20 protein-coding genes are annotated in these 17,642 nt (G+C 38.6%); 4 read left to right on the plus strand and 16 right to left on the minus strand.

Translation table 11 applies throughout. The annotated features are described in order from the left end of the window. Positions 1 to 60: 60 nt before the first annotated feature. A complete protein-coding gene (gene pruA / locus AC0IWT_RS13305) occupies positions 61 to 1,695 on the minus strand; it encodes an L-glutamate gamma-semialdehyde dehydrogenase (protein WP_471797537.1) in 1,635 nt (544 codons plus the stop codon). A 162-nt stretch (positions 1,696 to 1,857) separates the two neighbouring features. Between pruA and AC0IWT_RS13310 the strand changes: the two genes are divergently transcribed. Both AC0IWT_RS13310 and AC0IWT_RS13315 read left to right on the plus strand, forming a co-directional pair. Continuing rightward, positions 1,858 to 2,220, plus strand: a complete 363-nt coding sequence (locus AC0IWT_RS13310; protein WP_056869766.1) for a DUF1304 domain-containing protein — start codon at positions 1,858 to 1,860, stop codon at positions 2,218 to 2,220. 14 nt (positions 2,221 to 2,234) lie between these two features. Further along, positions 2,235 to 2,807, plus strand: coding sequence for a murein L,D-transpeptidase catalytic domain-containing protein (locus AC0IWT_RS13315; protein WP_471797538.1), 573 nt, complete (start codon positions 2,235 to 2,237; stop codon positions 2,805 to 2,807). 82 nt (positions 2,808 to 2,889) lie between these two features. Here AC0IWT_RS13315 and AC0IWT_RS13320 read toward each other — a convergent pair whose 3' ends face one another. Continuing rightward, entirely contained in the window at positions 2,890 to 4,077 is a 1,188-nt protein-coding gene (locus AC0IWT_RS13320; protein ID WP_471797539.1) for a class I SAM-dependent methyltransferase, read from the minus strand. A gap of 263 nt (positions 4,078 to 4,340) precedes the next feature. On the opposite strand from AC0IWT_RS13320, the gene AC0IWT_RS13325 reads away from it, so the two are divergent. After that, on the plus strand, positions 4,341 to 6,077 hold the full coding sequence (locus AC0IWT_RS13325) for a GMC family oxidoreductase (RefSeq protein WP_471797540.1): 1,737 nt from the start codon (positions 4,341 to 4,343) through the stop codon (positions 6,075 to 6,077). Position 6,078: 1 nt separating this feature from the next. After that, complete coding sequence (locus AC0IWT_RS13330; protein ID WP_471797541.1) at positions 6,079 to 6,711, plus strand: gluconate 2-dehydrogenase subunit 3 family protein; 633 nt, start codon at positions 6,079 to 6,081, stop codon at positions 6,709 to 6,711. 94 nt (positions 6,712 to 6,805) lie between these two features. On the opposite strand, the gene AC0IWT_RS13335 is transcribed toward AC0IWT_RS13330, so the two are convergent. The 14 genes from AC0IWT_RS13335 to rplR all read right to left on the minus strand — a co-directional run bounded on the left by AC0IWT_RS13335 (position 6,806) and on the right by rplR (position 17,638). Further along, positions 6,806 to 9,766: a glycoside hydrolase domain-containing protein gene (locus AC0IWT_RS13335; protein WP_471797542.1), complete on the minus strand. Its 2,961-nt coding sequence runs from the start codon at positions 9,764 to 9,766 to the stop codon at positions 6,806 to 6,808. 242 nt (positions 9,767 to 10,008) lie between these two features. Continuing rightward, positions 10,009 to 10,542: a 50S ribosomal protein L17 gene (gene rplQ / locus AC0IWT_RS13340; RefSeq protein ID WP_056869761.1), complete on the minus strand. Its 534-nt coding sequence runs from the start codon at positions 10,540 to 10,542 to the stop codon at positions 10,009 to 10,011. Positions 10,543 to 10,672: 130 nt separating this feature from the next. Then, positions 10,673 to 11,665: a DNA-directed RNA polymerase subunit alpha gene (locus AC0IWT_RS13345; protein WP_056097531.1), complete on the minus strand. Its 993-nt coding sequence runs from the start codon at positions 11,663 to 11,665 to the stop codon at positions 10,673 to 10,675. 85 nt (positions 11,666 to 11,750) lie between these two features. Continuing rightward, entirely contained in the window at positions 11,751 to 12,359 is a 609-nt protein-coding gene (rpsD, locus tag AC0IWT_RS13350) for a 30S ribosomal protein S4 (RefSeq protein ID WP_025145206.1), read from the minus strand. Positions 12,360 to 12,421: 62 nt separating this feature from the next. Further along, positions 12,422 to 12,811, minus strand: coding sequence for a 30S ribosomal protein S11 (gene rpsK / locus AC0IWT_RS13355; protein ID WP_025145207.1), 390 nt, complete (start codon positions 12,809 to 12,811; stop codon positions 12,422 to 12,424). Positions 12,812 to 12,898: 87 nt separating this feature from the next. Continuing rightward, the gene (gene rpsM, locus AC0IWT_RS13360; protein ID WP_056869760.1) at positions 12,899 to 13,276 is read right to left on the minus strand and encodes a 30S ribosomal protein S13; all 378 of its coding nucleotides are present in this window, start codon (positions 13,274 to 13,276) and stop codon (positions 12,899 to 12,901) included. Between the two features lie 69 nt (positions 13,277 to 13,345). Then, on the minus strand, positions 13,346 to 13,462 hold the full coding sequence (gene rpmJ / locus AC0IWT_RS13365) for a 50S ribosomal protein L36 (RefSeq protein WP_010599887.1): 117 nt from the start codon (positions 13,460 to 13,462) through the stop codon (positions 13,346 to 13,348). Between the two features lies 1 nt (position 13,463). Next, positions 13,464 to 13,682, minus strand: coding sequence for a translation initiation factor IF-1 (gene infA / locus AC0IWT_RS13370; RefSeq protein WP_010599888.1), 219 nt, complete (start codon positions 13,680 to 13,682; stop codon positions 13,464 to 13,466). 71 nt (positions 13,683 to 13,753) lie between these two features. Then, positions 13,754 to 14,539, minus strand: a complete 786-nt coding sequence (gene map, locus AC0IWT_RS13375; protein ID WP_471797543.1) for a type I methionyl aminopeptidase — start codon at positions 14,537 to 14,539, stop codon at positions 13,754 to 13,756. An 89-nt stretch (positions 14,540 to 14,628) separates the two neighbouring features. Beyond that, positions 14,629 to 15,975, minus strand: coding sequence for a preprotein translocase subunit SecY (gene secY, locus AC0IWT_RS13380; RefSeq protein ID WP_056869758.1), 1,347 nt, complete (start codon positions 15,973 to 15,975; stop codon positions 14,629 to 14,631). Between the two features lie 7 nt (positions 15,976 to 15,982). After that, complete coding sequence (gene rplO, locus AC0IWT_RS13385; RefSeq protein ID WP_056097665.1) at positions 15,983 to 16,429, minus strand: 50S ribosomal protein L15; 447 nt, start codon at positions 16,427 to 16,429, stop codon at positions 15,983 to 15,985. A 135-nt stretch (positions 16,430 to 16,564) separates the two neighbouring features. Beyond that, positions 16,565 to 16,744: a 50S ribosomal protein L30 gene (gene rpmD / locus AC0IWT_RS13390; RefSeq protein WP_010599892.1), complete on the minus strand. Its 180-nt coding sequence runs from the start codon at positions 16,742 to 16,744 to the stop codon at positions 16,565 to 16,567. Between the two features lie 4 nt (positions 16,745 to 16,748). Beyond that, positions 16,749 to 17,267: a 30S ribosomal protein S5 gene (gene rpsE, locus AC0IWT_RS13395; protein ID WP_010599893.1), complete on the minus strand. Its 519-nt coding sequence runs from the start codon at positions 17,265 to 17,267 to the stop codon at positions 16,749 to 16,751. A 17-nt stretch (positions 17,268 to 17,284) separates the two neighbouring features. Next, positions 17,285 to 17,638, minus strand: a complete 354-nt coding sequence (gene rplR, locus AC0IWT_RS13400; protein ID WP_025145211.1) for a 50S ribosomal protein L18 — start codon at positions 17,636 to 17,638, stop codon at positions 17,285 to 17,287. Positions 17,639 to 17,642: the final 4 nt, after the last annotated feature.

Below are 17,642 nucleotides of genomic sequence, written 5' to 3' on the forward strand. Positions count from 1 at the left end.
TTTGTCGCTAAAATAATAAAACCCCTGCTTTTTGCAGGGGTTTTATAGGTAAAAATGTGTTTAATCTTCAGCTAAAAACGGATACCGGTAATCAGTTGGCGATTCAAAAACTTCTTTAATTGTGCGTGGAGAAACCCAACGCAACAAGTTTATCATCGAGCCTGCTTTATCGTTCGTACCCGAACCTCTGGCACCACCAAAAGGCTGTTGTCCAACAACTGCGCCTGTACACTTATCGTTGATGTAAAAGTTACCTGCCGAATTGCGCAAAGCATGGCTTGCTTTATCAATAGCATAACGGTCTTGCGCTATTAATGCCCCGGTTAAGGCATATGGCGAAGTGGTATCAATTACTTCCAATATTGAATCGAAATCTTTATCAGCATAAACATATACAGTTAAAACCGGCCCGAATAATTCTTCGCACATGGTCGTATATTTTGGGTCGTTAACTACTAAAACCGTCGGTTCTACAAAATAACCTTTGCTTTTGTCGTAATTACCACCGGCAATAATTTCTACCCCTGCATCTTTCTTTGCTTGGTCTATATATTTAGCCAGCTTGTCAAATGAACGCTCATCGATAACGGCATTGATGAAGTTTGTGAAATCTTCGGTACCACCCATTTTAAATGAAGCAATATCACGCAACATTTGTTCTTTAATTTCTGGCCAGAGGCTTTCTGCAATGTAAACACGGCTGGCCGCAGAACATTTTTGTCCTTGATATTCAAAAGCACCACGAACAATCGCTGTACTTGCAATATCTGTTTGTGCAGACGGGTGAACCAGAATAAAATCTTTCCCACCGGTTTCGCCAACAATACGAGGATAAGATTTGTATTTGTGGATGTTTGTGCCAATCGTTTTCCATATCTCCTGAAAAACTTTTGTAGAACCTGTAAAATGAATACCTGCGAAATCTGGGTGATTGAAGATAACTTCGCCAGTTTCCGGTCCGTCGGCATAAACCAAATTTACAACGCCATCAGGTAAACCTGCTTCGCGAAAAATCTCCATCAAAAGGTTAGCTGCATATACCTGGGTGTCCGCAGGTTTCCAAACCACAACATTACCCATCATTGCTGCAGATGCCGGTAAATTTGCGGCGATAGCCGTAAAATTAAAAGGTGTTAAAGCGAAAACAAAGCCTTCTAACGGGCGTTGTTCTACGCGATTCCAGCTTCCACGAGGCGAAACAGGAGGTTGTTGCTTGTAAATATCTGCCATATAACTTACGTTGAAACGCAAGAAATCAATCAGTTCACAAGCCGCATCAATTTCTGCCTGATAGGCATTCTTGCTCTGCCCCAACATTGTGGCAGCGTTTAATTTATAACGGTATTTGCCAGCTATTAAATCTGCAGCTTTTAAAAATATTGCTGCTCTATGTTCCCAGGAAAGGTTTTCCCAATCTTGCTTTGCAGCCAGGGCTGCATCAATAGCCTGTGATATATGGTTTTTATCGCCAATGCTAAACTGGGCTAAAATATGTTGATGATCATGCGGAGGAACAACTTTCCCCTTTTTTTCGGTATGAATTTGCTTCCCGCCAATATACATCGGAATATCTTGTTGGTGTGAGCGAGCCTCAGCAAGTGCCTCCTTCAAAAGCGCACGTTCCTTGCTGCCTGGACCATAATTTAATATAGGTTCGTTTACCGGAGCGGGTACGTTAAAAAATCCTTTAAGCATATGTTATTTTTTATGATTTGTACAAAGATAAGGCTTTTTGAGGGATGCTATTCTATTATTCTGTAAAGAAATACCAGGCATAAACTCAAATTTGCCTGCGAAAACCTAGTGCATTAAATAACCTGATTTTATTGTATCTTCAACCTAGCAAATCAAACAAAAATGCAACTAGCAGCACAAATTATTATCGGCATAATTGCCCTCATTCACATTTATATTCTCTGGCTGGAAATGTTTGCCTGGACTACTAAAGCCCCGAAAGTTTTTAAAACCATTCCAAAAGAATTATTTGCACCAACAAAGACACTGGCTGCCAACCAAGGCTTATATAATGGCTTTTTGGCTGCAGGATTAATATGGTCTTTATGTATTGAAAATGAGCAGTGGAAATTTTATGTCGCGATATTTTTTCTGTGCTGCGTTATTATTGCCGGCATTTACGGTGCTGCAACCGCAAGCAAAAAGATTCTTTATGTACAGTCGATTCCGGCTTTGGTTGCTTTAATTTTATTGCATTTAAAGTAGTATAAATTTAAAGCATGAGATTTTTTTCAGTCCTTGCGGTACTTGCGATCTTAAGTTTTAAACCGGCTTCCAGCTATAAACTGAGCGATTCAAAAATCAAAACCGCATTATGGTTTTGCCAAAAAAACAATATGGATACTTCGGTTTGCATCATGATCGATATGAGTATCCACTCTGGGAAGAACCGAATCTTTGTTTACAATTTTAAGCAAAAAGAAATCATCATAGCAGGACTTTGTGCCCATGGCGTGGGCGGTGGTAGTACGCCGGTAAAACCAATGTTTAGCAATAAAATTGAAAGTAACTGCACTTCTCTGGGAAAATATAAAGTAAAAGGTCGTTCTTACAGTAACTGGGGAATTAACATCCATTACAAAATGCATGGGTTAGAAGAAACCAACTATAATGCTTTTAAAAGAATTGTGGTTTTGCATTCCTACACGCCAGTTCCTGACCGGGAAATTTTTCCTCAAACCTTATTCGGCCAAAGTGCAGGGTGTCCGGTTTTATCTGACGGAACGATGAAAAAGATTGACAACCTTTTAAAAACAAAGAAAAAGCCCGTATTACTTTGGATTTATATCTAAAGGCAATCCGCTCATGATCTCATCATTTCGAAACCCTTAACATAAAGACTGCTTTGAATTCGGATTTTAGAAATTGAAAAACTTATAGGTTTAAAAGCCGCTCTAAATGATGATAACCAATGCCAAAGTATTCTTTACTTTCTTTAATCTTCTGGAGAATTTCCTCTTTGTTTTTCGTGTCCTTTTCTTTACCCTTAATTCCAACAACTAAAACATTTTTTGGTGTATGTGCATCAGAAATAAATTCGAATACTTTCGTTTTATAACCAAAATATTCTAAAATCAAAGCACGGATTCCATCGGTAACCATCTCCGCCTGGCGTTCTAAGAAAATACCGTACTTTGTTAAAAAGGAAACATCATTTTTTGTTTTGTTGCGCTCAATTTCTCTGCGGATTTGTTTATGGCAACAAGGGGCAACAACGATTAATTCGGCATTCGCTTTAATTCCCTTAAAAATTGCGTCGTCTGTTGCCGTATCGCAGGCGTGAAGTGCAATTAACAGGTTAAGGTGCTCCGCTTCGTAGTCTTCAATTGTTCCCTGTACGAAATTTAAGTGCCCAAAGCCCGACTTTTCAGCAACCGCATTGCATAAGTTTACCATATCCTGGCGGTACTCTACACCAACAACTTCAGTATTTAACTTTAAAACCGAATGTAGATAATCATACAAAGCAAAGGTTAAATAACCCTTGCCAGAGCCCATGTCTACAACATTTTTAATCGTTCCCTCTGGTAACTCTTTTATCAGAGAACTTAAAATTTCGATGTAGTGATTTATCTGGCGGAATTTGTCCTGCGCATTTTTGAAAACTTTCCCTTCCCCGTCGGTAATTTTCAATTCAGTTAAATAAGATTTCGAATCAGCTTTAATTAGCCTGCTTTTCTCTTTATCGTGGGTAGCCTTTGGAATCTCCCTGGTTGATGCCGATATTTCCCTTAATACAACCTTACCATTATTTAACTCTTCAAGAATCAAGTCCTTGTCGGCTGTCAAGAGTGTTCCTATTTTAAATCCGGCATGCAAATGTTCAGCAACGAGCTTAATGCCCTCATTTATAGAAAAGTTTTTCACCAAATCACGTGTTTTGTAGCGAAAGGTGAAAGCCAGCTTATCTTCTCGCTTAATAATGACTTTTCTAACCAGAATTTGCTTCAAGCCTTCTTCATCTCCTTTATAATTCCCTAAAGAGATTTTAGCAAACTTCTCTGAAGTTAAACTAGCTTGCAAAGCCGAGATAAATTGTTCAATCTGTTCTGAAAATACCATCGTAAAATTTAAGCAACAAAGATAAATCAATTTCTTCAGAGAACGCCCCATGACTAATAATGTAACACTCCGCCGACTTTTTTAAGGGCATAAACAACGTTTAGTAATGAATTGCTGCTTAAAGCGTTTCTAAGATGTAATTGCCAAGAAGCGGGCTAACCAATTAAAAAAAGTTATCAGTAATGATTCCAAAAAGGCAAATGGTTTTCGTTTAATGCAATTAAAGATTATTTTAGGATAAATTTAACAGCCAAACCAAATTAATGAGTGAATTTCAGATAAAAAAATCGCCAATTGTTTATGACGCCATTGTAGTTGGCTCTGGCGCAGGTGGCGGCATGGCAGCGTATGTACTTGCAAACGCTGGCCAAAAAGTTTTAATGCTCGAAGCGGGGCAATATTTCGACCCGAGGTTAGATTCTCATCAATTGAAATGGCCCTGGGAATCGCCCAGACGTGGTGCCGGCACCGTCCGCCCGTTTGGCGATTTTGACGCCTCTTATGGTGGATGGGAGTTGGAAGGCGAGCCTTATACCCAAAAAAACAAAACGGAATTCGAGTGGTTCAGGTCGCGGATGCTCGGTGGCAGAACGAACCATTGGGGAAGAATTTCGCTACGCATGGGACCGCAGGATTTTAAACCAACAGACGGTTTAACCGCCGATTGGCCAATTACCTATGATGACGTTAAACCATTTTACGATAAGGTAGACCGCATGATTGGGATATACGGCACCGTTGAAGGTATAGAAAGTGAGCCCGACGGTATCTTTATGAAACCACCAAAGCCTAGGTTAAATGAACTCTTTATTAAAAAAGGTGCTGAGAAAGCTGGCGTTAAAGTTATTACCGGCCGCGGAGCAGTAATGACGGAAGCTATTAAGGGAAATAACGACCGTGCACCTTGTTTTTACTGCGGCCAATGTGGCAGAAGCTGTAAGGTTTATGGTGATTTCTCTGCATCTTCTTGTTTGGTTATTCCGGCCGTAAAAACAGGCAACTTAACGGTAATTACCGACGCCATGGTTCGTGAAGTAATTACAGATAAAGATGGAACAGCGAAAGGCGTTTCTTATGTAAACAGAAAGGATTTACAGGAATATCAGGTAAATGGTAAGCTAGTTATTTTAGGCGCAAGTGCCTGCGAATCAGCTCGTATCCTGTTAAACTCAAAATCTTCGGCGCATCCAGGCGGACTGGCAAACAGTAGTGGTGTTGTAGGTAAATATCTTCACGATTCTACTGGTGCAGGCGTATATGGCTTTCTCCCTCAGTTAATGGATAGGAAACGATATAACGAAGATGGTTTGGGTAGTGTACACATCTATTCGCCATGGTGGCTGGATAATAAAAAATTGAATTTTCCACGCGGTTACCACATCGAGTACGGTGGCGGTATGGGCATGCCTTCTTACGGTTTCGGTGGTGGCGTTGCCTCAATTAACGGCATGGTTCCAGATAAGAATGGGAATAAGAAAGAGGCAGGCGGCTACGGGAAATCATTAAAAGAAGATTACCGACGTTTTTACGGAACGAGTGTTGGAATGGCTGGCCGCGGAACTGCGATTGCAAGAGAAGATAACTATTGCGAAATCGATCCAAATATGGTAGATAAGTACGGCATTCCGGTACTCAGATTTAATTACACCTGGGCAAAGGAAGAAATCCTTCAGGCTAAACACATGCAGGAAACTTTTCTTTCAATTATGAAGGAAATGGGTGCGGTGGTAACTTCTGAAATACATGGAGCAGATACCAATTATGGATTGTTGAACCCTGGAAAAATTATTCATGAAGTTGGAACTATCCGTATGGGAGATGATCCAAAAAAATCGGCGCTGAATAAATATTGCCAGGCACACGATTGTAAAAATTTATTTGTGGTTGATGCTGGCCCTTTTGTTCAGCAGGGCGACAAAAATGCAACCTGGACAATACTTGCTTTATCCATGAGGACTGCAGAATACATATTGGCACAAAAGAAAAAACAAAATATTTAACATGAACAGACGAGAATCCATAAAGGCGCTTGGTATAACCGCCCTAAGTACAACCGTACTGGTTGAAGCCTGTAAACAACCCCAAAATACAAGCGATAAACCAATTCCTGAAGAAGTGAAGGCTGAAACTGGCCGTGAGCAATGGGAAATTGACCGAGATAAACAGCTGAAAGCAGAAAAGTTCTTCAACGAGCATGAGATGGCAACCATTACCGTTTTGGCTGATATCATTATTCCAAAGGATGAGGTTTCTGGCAGTGCATCGGATGCGAAAGTGCCTGAATTTATAGAATTTATTGTAAAAGATATGCCGGAGCATAAAGTACCTATGCGTGGCGGCTTGAAGTGGCTTGATATTTACAGCTTCAATAGGTTTCAGAAACCTTTCGTAGATATTTCAAAAAGTGACCAGCTATCAATTGTTGATGAAATTGCTTATCCTAAAAAAGCACGACCAGAGATGCAGGCCGGCGTAGCCTTTTTTAACAGAATGAGAGACTTAACCGCTTCGGGATTTTACACCACTGAAATTGGTGTAAAAGACATTGGCTATGTTGGAAATTCGCCTAATCAATGGGCCGGCGTGCCTGATGATGTTCTGAAACAATATGGCATGCAAAATGTGAAAATATAAAAAAACCATTCTAAACCATTTTACTAACGAAGCCATCTTTTTTCGAAGAAAGATGGCTTCGTTGTTTCCCGCTACACCAAATTTTGCTTAAAGACTATTCCAAAATTAACAGCAAACCTTTCCCTTTTTCAACTAGAATCGATTTCCCATCTGGATAGCTTCCTGCAACCTGGAATTTTTCGATGGCTGGAGCAGCTATCTTGACGCTTTCGGCATTTAAACCCAATCTTTTCCAGTCGATGGTTAAGTTAACTTTAGTATTTTCCTCGTTCCAACTTGCAAGGGCAATCATTGTTTTGTTTTTCTGTTTATAAACCGTTGCCAAAATGTTCGGATTGTCCGTCCTTACCGGACAATTTTCACTCCAGTAACCAATCATTTCCGAACCTTTAATGCCAAAATCATCCCAGGCTTTCCATAACGGTTTTGGGTCACTTTTATCAGACCAGCCCAAACGGCTCGTCATTCCATATATCATACCACGCCATGGGTTTCCATCATCCTGAAGCATTTCGCCCATTAAACCAAATGGAATGCCACTCACTTCGGTTAAAAAGAAGTCAGGATTATTTTTTTGGTAATCGAAATATTCACCAAACCATAAACGGTTCAGGAATGGAAAATGTTCCATGTATAAAATGGCGCTGTTGTTAAATCCATCACTTTTGTTAAACTGATTTGCAGAATGTAAATCGATAATTCCAGGATGATTGTTTTGTGTTAAAACTCGCTTTATACGCTTCATCGTTACCCTGTCAAACGCAACATCATCCAGATAAACGCCATCAACACCAACATTATTAACCAACCAGTTCATGCCCTCCACATAGTAATTGTGCCAGCGGTTCATGCCGCTGTTTATAACTGCCGCATCTTTAATTTCGGGCACAAACCATGCTGCTATGTAGTTAGAATCTAAATGTTCTTGCAACCAGCTGAAACCGCCACCCTTTCCAGGCGAGTAAACTTCAGTACCCAAACTCCTAAGTGCCGGCAACTCATAAGCATGATTGGAAAGCTCGCGGACTGTATTATAAATTTTAACTTTTAACCCTTTTTCATGAGCCTCATCGATGTACTCCTTCATTTTTTTCGATTCAATAAAAGGATAATTTATCCAAGGATTTATAGGCGTAGCATGATGAATATTTACAACTGTTGCACCGGTAGCCTTGATGGAATCCAGGTCACCGTATTTATGATAAAAACGGTTGTTCCATTGAAAGTCAGTGTTCAACAAATGGAAAGGCGTAATCAGTAAATTAAAATTGTAATAGAGCACGTCGCCCTCTTTCATTGAATGGGGTCCTGTAAAGTTATCAGCCAACATCGAACTGCCTTTTACATTGATCTGAATTCCCCCTTTATTATCATTTCCCCACGATTTAGGGAGCAATAATGGTTTCTGCAGATAAAAATTGGTATTAAGCGGTCGAACATAATGCTCATCCCGCAAATTGTAATACAGGCCAGCATTTACGTTACCAATCCAAGCTGCATCCTGGTTTTTATTGGCTACGTCCCACTTCCATTTTACGGTATCGGGTCTTATCCCGCCTTTTTGGCCCAAGCCCATTAAGTATTTTGTAGAATTTTTTTCGAAAGGAATGTGAAAATCCACATTTGAAAAATCGACATCTTTTAATGCGGTAACTTTTACAACATAATGAACATAGCCATCAAATTCCAATGCACCATCAACATCCATTTTGATATTTTCAGACGTATTTGAGGCTGTCCATTGTACCGTTCCAGCCTCTATCTTAGTAAACTGGAAATTGCCGCTAACCAGTTTCTCCTGAGTTTTGGGCGTATTGTAAAAATGAAAGTGAATTGGCTCGTATAAAATGCGGTTTGGTTTTTCAGCATAACCCGTCATTTCTGTATTGAAGAAAGTTTGAATTTGCTTCGGGAAACCGTCGGTATTGATTTCAAACGTTCGGCCAAGCAACGAAATCGTGCTACTATCGACTTTCAGCGCCGTATATGGGGTAATAACTGTATTTGCCTGCGCCATGGTAGAATTAAGCCAGGTTAAGCGTGTTTGGTTAACTGGTGTTCCAACACCGGCATCTACCAACATTTCTTTTCCAACGGCCAGTTTCACCTCGATTACCTTAAATTTCCCGTTAGATTTTACGGTGAATTTGCCACTGTAAATCCCAGCAGAAGTTGTTTTGGGCACATCTACTGTAATCCACATGGCCTGTATTTTTCCTGCGGCAACATTTATTGTGTTCACCAGCGGCTTATTGTCGTAACTAGTACCATTTGTATTTAGGCAGTTAATGTATTTTGCAGAAATTGTCTTTCCTGCCGATGATTTTAAGTCGCCAAAAGTAACTTTCACATCATTCAATTCTTTTAAAGCATAAACGCCAAGTTGAAAAGCGTAATGCTCACCTTTTGCAGCTGAGCCAGCGAAAGAACTGGAAATTCCTTTTTCTATCCATCTGTATGGTAAATCATTCTGCATTTTTATCGGGAAACGTCTATCCTCCGGAAAAACGATAAAGTCATCAGTTTTATGCTTCGCCCTAAGCGAGCGGGTTTCTATGGCAGTCGCAATAACTTCCATTGGATAGAAAGAGTTGAAAGCATCGATAGATTGCATTTCTAAAGCACTCGCGTTTGGGGCGACCTTATTTGTCTTTTCTAACTGAGCACTATTGGCTTTTAAATACACGCCTTTGGGGTAATTGCTTCTCCCCTCATTTTTGTAAGGCAAATAATAAATAAAATATCGCCCTTTTGCGGGCGCCTCAAAATAAATATCTGCACTTTCGCGATTAAAATTTTCTACACCCAATAGCGCAGCAGACTTTCCATCAGCATTCTGGATGATTAACCTTTTCCGTTCCGGATGTTCATCCCTTCTGCGCCAGTTTACCTTAACATGCGCAACCTTACCTGGCCCATTAAACAGCACAACTACCCGATGGTTACCCAACGAGTCGGGATTCCAGCCGTTTTTGCCGTCGGTATACCTAAGAATTTGAGCATCTGCAGTTAAATGGAAACATACTGCGAAGAGCAGGAAAAGCTTAAATTTCATTACATTTTATTTTAAGCTAATTTATAGATACGTTGTCGTAAAACTGCTATGTAATGAAAATATGAGGCAAACGTTTGTTATCGTGTTTGCCTTATTAAATATTCTTGGTTAAGAATGGAAAAGGATATCGTGAAATTGCCCAATGCTAATCAAGATAGGTGCATAAAAAAAGTCTTGTTCTTTCGAACAAGACTTCTAGTTTTTTAATAAGCTTAATCCTCTTGCGAAGATTTGGTATCAACTTACTCTCCTTTTGGAGCTTCAGTAGCAGGAGCTTCTTCAGTAGCAACTTCCGGTGCAGTTTCTTCAGCAACTTCTGCTTTCGCTTCTGCAGCTTTTGGAGCAGCAGTAGCTTTACTTCTACCACGACGAGTTGTTTTCTTCTCTTCTTTAGCTTCTACGTCTTTACCGTAAACTGTATTGTAATCTACCAATTCAATTAAAGCCATTTCAGCGTTATCACCTAAACGGTTGTTTAATTTAATGATACGAGTATAACCACCCGGACGATTTGCAACTTTCTCAGCAATTTCGCGGAATAAGATTGTTACTACTTCTTTATCTTGCAAATAAGCAAATACAGTACGACGTGAGTGTGTTGTATCACTTTTAGATTTAGTGATAATTGGCTCAACATAAGTACGTAAAGCTTTTGCTTTAGCTAAAGTTGTTGTAATTCTTTTGTGCAAAATAAGTGATGAAGCCATGTTAGCTAACATCGCCTTTCTGTGGCTTGCGGTTCTACCTAAGTGGTTTACTTTTTTACCGTGTCTCATTGTTTTTTAATTGAGTGCATACCGTCTCGTTGCAGTTAAGCTGAGGGAATTATACACTATGAAAAATTAATTTATTTAAAGCATTAAGCTATAAGTTATACGCAATCCGCGCAACTTAAAACTTAAACCCTTATTCTTCGTCTAATTTAAATTTAGACAGGTTCATACCAAATGACAAACCTTTTGACTTTACAAGTTCTTGAATCTCCGTTAATGATTTTTTACCGAAGTTTCTGAACTTTAACATATCAGCAACATCATAAGAAACCAAATCAGCTAAAGTGCGGATATCTGCAGCTTTTAAGCAATTTAATGCTCTAACTGATAAATCCATATCTACTAATTCAGTTTTAAGGATTTTACGCATGTGTAAAATTTCCTCATCAACTTCTTTAGTTTCTTCTTTTGCCTGCGATTCTAATACTAAGTTCTCATCAGAGAAAAGCATAAAGTGTTGGATAAGAATTTTAGCCGCTTCTTTTAATGCTTCTTCTGGGTGAATTGAACCATCAGTAGAAATATCTAATACCAATTTCTCATAATCCGTTTTTTGTTCAACACGGAAATTTTCAATTGTGTATTTTACGTTTTTCATTGGCGTGTAGATCGAATCGATAGCGATAACACCTACAACAGCATCAGCAACTTTATTTTCTTCAGCAGGTACATAACCACGTCCTTTGTTGATGGTTAACTCCACCTCTAAAGTAACAGATTTATCCATGTTGCAAATAACATGCTCAGGATTTAAAACTGTAAAGTTGTTAGAGAATTTAGTAATATCACCAGCTTTGAACTGATCCTGACCGTTAACAATGATGAATACTTTTTCAGCATCACCAGAATCACCGGTTTTCTTAAAGCGAACTTGTTTTAAGTTTAAGATGATATCAGTTAAATCTTCTACAACACCTTTCATGGTAGAAAACTCATGCGAAACGCCTGAAAAACGAATAGTAGTAATAGCATAACCTTCTAATGAAGAAAGTAAAATTCTTCTTAAGGCATTACCAATTGTTACACCGAAACCGGGTTCTAAAGGACGAAATTCAAATATGCCATCGAAATCTGTTGATTTCTGCATGATCACTTTGTCTGGTTTCTGAAATGCTAAAATTGCCATTTATATTTTTTTAAATTCGTTATTGAATATATAGTAATATGAAAAAAGTTAATTACCCTTTCGAGGTAATTAACTGTATTATTTATTACTTAGAGTATAACTCGATGATTAAGTTTTCCTTAATGTTTTCAGGAATCTCGTCGCGTTGAGGATAAGTTAAAAACTTACCTGTTAACTCACCAGCATTCCACTCTAACCAGGCAAATTTGTTAATTGTTCTGCCTGCAACTGAGTTACTAATTGATTCTAAAGATTTTGATTTCTCACGAACCGCAACAACATCACCAGCCTTTAACTGATATGAAGGGATATTTACAACTTCACCATTCACGGTTACGTGTTTATGGCTAACTAACTGGCGTGCACCAGAACGGGTTGTTGCAATACCTAAACGGTAAACTGTATTATCTAAACGTGCTTCTAATAATTGAAGTAAGTTATCACCTGTGATACCTGCACGTGAAGATGCTTTTTTAAACAAGTTACTGAACTGCTTTTCTAATACACCATAAGTATATTTTACTTTTTGTTTCTCCATTAACTGGATAGCATACTCAGATTGTTTTCCTCTTCTTTTTGATGAGCCATGTTGCCCAGGAGGATAATTTTTTCTGTCTAACACCTTATCAGGACCGAAGATTGGTTCTCTGAATTTACGGGCGATTTTTGATTTTGGGCCTGTATATCTTGCCATTTTTTTTTCTGTTTTAAAGTATCATCCAACCTGTAGCTGGAGATTCTTAGCTTTAAAATTAATTAAACTCTTCTCTTTTTAGGAGGACGACATCCGTTGTGAGGAAGTGGTGTAATATCTTTAATAGATGTTACCTCGATACCTGCTACTTGCAAAGTTCTGATTGCAGATTCACGACCTGAACCCGGACCTTTTACAAATACTTCAACTTTACGTAAACCTAAATCAAACGCAACTTTACCGCAATCTGAAGCCGCTTGACCAGCTGCATAAGGCGTGTTCTTTTTAGAACCTTTAAAGCCCATTTTACCGGCAGAAGACCAAGAAATAGTCTGTCCGTTGTTGTTTGTTAAGGTAACGATGATGTTGTTGAAGGTAGCATTGATATGCGCCTGACCAACAGACTCAATTACAACGATACGTTTTTTTGTTACTTTTTTACTCTTAGCCATTTTCTTATTTATCGATTTTTGATTTACGATTTTAGATTTGGGAACTAACAATCGTAATTCGTAAATCTAACATCTGAAATCTACTTTCTATTTAGTAGCTTTTTTCTTGTTAGCAACTGTTTTTCTCTTACCCTTACGAGTACGTGAGTTGTTTTTTGTACGCTGACCACGAGAAGGTAAACCTTTTCTGTGACGTAAGCCGCGGTAACAACCAATATCCATTAAACGTTTAATGTTTAACTGAACCTCCGAGCGTAAAGCACCTTCTACTTTAATCTCATCATTAATCATTGTACGGATTGCTGATAACTCATCATCAGACCAGTCTTGTACTTTTTTGTTAAGATCGATACCTGCAGTAGTTAAAATACGTTGCGCAGTTGTTTTACCTATACCGTAGATATAAGTTAAACCAATCTCTCCTCTTTTGTTTCTTGGTAAATCAATACCTGAAATCCTTGCCATATTTATTTATGTTTTTGAGTAACTCCGAACGGCGGGCCACCGTTGTACGGTTCATTACAATATTCTTAATTACCCTTGACGTTGCTTGTATTTAGGATTTTTCTTGTTGATAACGTAAAGTTTACCTTTACGGCGAATAATCTTGCAATCAGCGCTACGCTTTTTAATTGATGATCTAACTTTCATTTTATTTGTATCTATAAGTGATGCGACCTTTTGTTAAATCATAGGGCGACATCTCCAGTTTTACTTTGTCACCAGGAAGGATTTTGATGTAGTGCATCCGCATCTTTCCCGAAATATGCGCAATAATCTCATGCCCGTTCTCGAGTTCTACTCTGAACATCGCATTTGATAATGCTTCTCTTATTACGCCGTCTTGTTCAATTGAGGCTTGTTTAGCCATATTTTGTTGATTGTTACTTAATTAGCTGCTTCTAAACAGGGTTGCAAAATTAAATAAAAAATTTTAATTATTTATTTTTTTTGTTGTAAAACTTTTTCTGTTAATGAAAAGGTTGATAAAACGTCTGCTTCACCCTTTTTTATCGCCACTGTATGTTCAAAATGTGCTGAAGGTTTATTATCCTTACTCGTCACCGTCCAACCATCACTATGGAAATTTACACCGGCAACGCCTGCATTTATCATTGGCTCAATTGCGATAACCATCCCTTCTTCAAGCTTTGGCCCGCTGCCGCGTTTGCCATAATTCGGAACTTCTGGTTTCTCATGAAGCTTTACACCCACACCATGTCCTACCAATTCTCTTACCACGCCAAACCCGTTTAATTCTGCATACTGTTGAATGGCAAAGCCGATATCACCAATACGCATTCCTGCAACTGCTTTCTCAATACCTAAGTCCAGGCATTTTCTGGTGACCTCAACCAACCTTTGCTTTTCGTCATCCACAACGCCTATTGAAAAGGTATATGCAGAATCTCCGAAAAAGTTGTTTTTAATTACGCCACAGTCAACAGATATTAAATCGCCTTCTTTAATAACATAATCACTTGGAAAACCATGAACAACCTGCTCGTTTGGCGATATGCATAAAGAGTTTGGAAAACCATTGTAGTTTAAGAATGCCGGGATCGCCCCATTATCACTTATAAACTCGTAAGCCAGTTTATCCAATTGATTTGTTGTAACCCCGGGGCCGATAATTTTAGCAACTTCAGCCAACGTTTCCGACACCAATAGAGAACTTGCTCTTATTAACTCAACCTCTTCGAGAGATTTGTAATAAATCTTAGACATTCGCTTTTAGCTTCGAACGGGTAAATTTAGATGAGTGACCACAATAAAGTAATCACTCATCCTATAATTTAAAATTCAGTAATCTAAAATTACAATGCTGCATTACTACTTGCAGCCGGTACGCCCGTTCTGCCAGTAACACGGCCGGTTTTCATTAATCCATCATAATGACGCATTAACAGATAACTTTCAATTTGCTGAAGTGTATCTAAAACAACACCCACCAAAATCAGTAAAGATGTACCTCCAAAGAAGTGTGCAAATTCTTGCTTAATACCGAACTTAACCGCTATCGATGGCAAAACAGCAATAATTGCTAAAAATACTGCACCTGGAAAAGTGATTTTTGAAATTACATCATCTATGAAAGTTGATGTAGCTAAACCAGGTTTAACGCCCGGGATGAAACCACCGTTTTTCTTCATATCGTCACTCATTTGAGTTGGATTTACAGTAATTGCTGTATAGAAGAAAGTAAATGCAATAATTAAAAAAGCAAAAGTTAAACTGTATGCTAACGATGTCGTATTACTGAACTGAATTAACCATGAACCTTGTAAAGAAGGCACAAATTGAATTAAAGCCCCTGGAATAAACATTAATGCCTGGGCAAAAATGATTGGCATTACGCCAGCCGCATTTACCTTCAAAGGAATGTATTGACGTACACCACCGAATTGGCGGTTACCAACAATCTTCTTTGCATATTGCACAGGTACTTTACGTACACCTTGTACAATTAAGATGGTAAACATTACAATCGCGAATAAAGCAACAACCTCAAGTACTAATGCAACCGGACCACCACCTGTACTGGCAGCACCAACTTTATCAGAAAACTCCTGACTGATAGCTTGTGGTAAACGAGCAATAATACCAGTCATGATAATTAAAGACGTACCGTTACCGATACCTTTGTCTGTAATTTTTTCACCAAGCCACATTACGAATAGTGTACCTGCAGTTAATACAAACGTAGATACAACATAAAACATCGTTTGACTCATTACTGGCAGAATTGCCTCCTGCGGAACTTGAGTTTTAACATAGCCAACCGACTGAACAATCGTTATGGCCACCGTTAAATATCTGGTAATCTGGTTCAGTTTTTTTCTACCACTTTCACCTTCTTTCTGCATTTTTTGGAAAGTCGGAACAGCAATACCCAATAATTGCACCACAATTGATGCAGAGATATAAGGCATTACCCCTAAAGCCAAAATGGAAACACGAGAGAAAGAACCTCCGGCAAACATATCAAGCAAGCCTAAGATACCTGACTTTTCGTTAGCCCCCAAAGCGGATGGATCTACACCTGGTAAAACCACGTGAGATACGAAACGGTATACCAAAAGAATCATGACCGTAAATAATATACGCTCTTTTAATTCCTGAATTTTCCAGATATTACTTAAAGTAGTAAATAGCTTCTTCATTTAATAATTACAATTTTACAATTGAACCACCTGCTGCTTCAATAGCTTTTTGTGCGGTTGCAGAAAACGCATGTGCTGTAACTTCTAATTTTGCTTTTACTTCACCACGACCTAAAACTTTTACTAAGTCGTTTTTAGAAGCTAAACCATGCTCTTGTAAAGCAGCGAAATCAATCGTTGTTAAATTGAATTTTTCTGCTAAACCTTGTAAAACATCCAGGTTTACACCAACATATTCTGTACGGTTAATTGGTTTGAAACCAACTTTAGGCACACGACGTTGTAAAGGCATTTGACCACCTTCGAAACCGATTTTAGTAGAGTGACCAGAACGTGAACCAGCACCTTTGTGACCACGTGTTGACGTACCACCACGGCCTGAACCTGTACCACGACCAATTCTCTTACTGTTTTTTGTAGAACCTTTTGCAGGTTTTAATGTATTTAAATTCATTTTTTTGAATTTGTGCTGCCCTTCGCTTTCACTAAACAGGTACAGCGATAAATAAATAACAATTGAATTTTGAATGTTCGAATGTTAGCAATATGCGCATCCGTTCACTCAAAACTCATTTGTTCAATAATTCTCTTAAATTGCTTCGATAGCTACCAAGTGGTTCACTTTGCGAACCATACCGATAATTTGTGGTGTAGCTTCTACCTCAACACTTTGGTTCATTTTCGATAAACCTAAAGCCTGAACGGTTCTTTTTTGGCGCTCGCTTCTGTCGATAACGCTTTTTACTTGTGTTATTTTGATCTTAGCCATGATATTATCCGTTAAAAACTTTGTTTAAATCGATACCACGAGTTTGAGCTACTGTATAAGCATCACGCATTTTTGTTAATGCATCAACAGTTGCTTTTACCACGTTGTGAGGATTTGATGAACCTTTAGATTTTGCTAATACGTTATGAACGCCAGCACTCTCTAATACAGCACGCATTGCACCACCTGCAATTACACCTGTACCTACTGCAGCTGGTTTAATTAAAACAAAACCACCTGAGAATTTACCGATTTGCTCGTGAGGAACAGTACCGTTTAAAATTGGAACTTTAACTAAGTTCTTTTTAGCATCATCCACACCTTTTGCAATTGCTTCAGTTACCTCTTTCGCTTTACCTAAACCGAAACCAACAACACCGTTTTCATCTCCAACAACAACAATTGCTGAGAAGCTGAAAGTACGACCACCTTTGGTTACTTTGGCAACACGTTGTATACTAACCAAACGATCCTTTAATTCGATATCGGTGGTTTTTACTCTTTTTATATTGATAGTTGACATCTTACTTTTTCTTCAGATTAAAATACTAAACCAGCCTCGCGAGCACCTTCTGCTAACGATTTCACACGACCGTGATATAAGTAGCCATTTCTATCGAAAACAACTTCTTTAACACCAGCAGCAATTGCTTTTTCAGCAACTAGTTTACCTACTGCAACTGATTGGTCACTTTTGTTACCTGTTCCAGAAAAATCTTTTGATAAAGATGATGCTGAAGCTATTGTTGTACCGGTTACATCGTTAATTACCTGCGCATAAATCCCTTTATTGCTTCTATATACAGATAACCTTGGACGTTCTTCTGAACCGGTAAGTCTTTTTCTGATCCCTTTTTTAATACGATCTCTTCTTGATAATTTTTTACCTGCCATGATT

The organism is Pedobacter sp. AC464 (assembly GCF_979253075.1).

What these genes read in the sequence shown, in the direction of transcription:
- pruA (WP_471797537.1), bottom strand. Translation starts at nt 1,695, where the DNA reads ATGCTTAAAGGATTTTTTAACGTACCCGCTCCGGTAAACGAACCTATA.
- AC0IWT_RS13310 (WP_056869766.1), top strand. Translation starts at nt 1,858, where the DNA reads ATGCAACTAGCAGCACAAATTATTATCGGCATAATTGCCCTCATTCAC.
- AC0IWT_RS13315 (WP_471797538.1), top strand. Translation starts at nt 2,235, where the DNA reads ATGAGATTTTTTTCAGTCCTTGCGGTACTTGCGATCTTAAGTTTTAAA.
- AC0IWT_RS13320 (WP_471797539.1), bottom strand. Translation starts at nt 4,077, where the DNA reads ATGGTATTTTCAGAACAGATTGAACAATTTATCTCGGCTTTGCAAGCT.
- AC0IWT_RS13325 (WP_471797540.1), top strand. Translation starts at nt 4,341, where the DNA reads ATGAGTGAATTTCAGATAAAAAAATCGCCAATTGTTTATGACGCCATT.
- AC0IWT_RS13330 (WP_471797541.1), top strand. Translation starts at nt 6,079, where the DNA reads ATGAACAGACGAGAATCCATAAAGGCGCTTGGTATAACCGCCCTAAGT.
- AC0IWT_RS13335 (WP_471797542.1), bottom strand. Translation starts at nt 9,766, where the DNA reads ATGAAATTTAAGCTTTTCCTGCTCTTCGCAGTATGTTTCCATTTAACT.
- rplQ (WP_056869761.1), bottom strand. Translation starts at nt 10,542, where the DNA reads ATGAGACACGGTAAAAAAGTAAACCACTTAGGTAGAACCGCAAGCCAC.
- AC0IWT_RS13345 (WP_056097531.1), bottom strand. Translation starts at nt 11,665, where the DNA reads ATGGCAATTTTAGCATTTCAGAAACCAGACAAAGTGATCATGCAGAAA.
- rpsD (WP_025145206.1), bottom strand. Translation starts at nt 12,359, where the DNA reads ATGGCAAGATATACAGGCCCAAAATCAAAAATCGCCCGTAAATTCAGA.
- rpsK (WP_025145207.1), bottom strand. Translation starts at nt 12,811, where the DNA reads ATGGCTAAGAGTAAAAAAGTAACAAAAAAACGTATCGTTGTAATTGAG.
- rpsM (WP_056869760.1), bottom strand. Translation starts at nt 13,276, where the DNA reads ATGGCAAGGATTTCAGGTATTGATTTACCAAGAAACAAAAGAGGAGAG.
- rpmJ (WP_010599887.1), bottom strand. Translation starts at nt 13,462, where the DNA reads ATGAAAGTTAGATCATCAATTAAAAAGCGTAGCGCTGATTGCAAGATT.
- infA (WP_010599888.1), bottom strand. Translation starts at nt 13,682, where the DNA reads ATGGCTAAACAAGCCTCAATTGAACAAGACGGCGTAATAAGAGAAGCA.
- map (WP_471797543.1), bottom strand. Translation starts at nt 14,539, where the DNA reads ATGTCTAAGATTTATTACAAATCTCTCGAAGAGGTTGAGTTAATAAGA.
- secY (WP_056869758.1), bottom strand. Translation starts at nt 15,975, where the DNA reads ATGAAGAAGCTATTTACTACTTTAAGTAATATCTGGAAAATTCAGGAA.
- rplO (WP_056097665.1), bottom strand. Translation starts at nt 16,429, where the DNA reads ATGAATTTAAATACATTAAAACCTGCAAAAGGTTCTACAAAAAACAGT.
- rpmD (WP_010599892.1), bottom strand. Translation starts at nt 16,744, where the DNA reads ATGGCTAAGATCAAAATAACACAAGTAAAAAGCGTTATCGACAGAAGC.
- rpsE (WP_010599893.1), bottom strand. Translation starts at nt 17,267, where the DNA reads ATGTCAACTATCAATATAAAAAGAGTAAAAACCACCGATATCGAATTA.
- rplR (WP_025145211.1), bottom strand. Translation starts at nt 17,638, where the DNA reads ATGGCAGGTAAAAAATTATCAAGAAGAGATCGTATTAAAAAAGGGATC.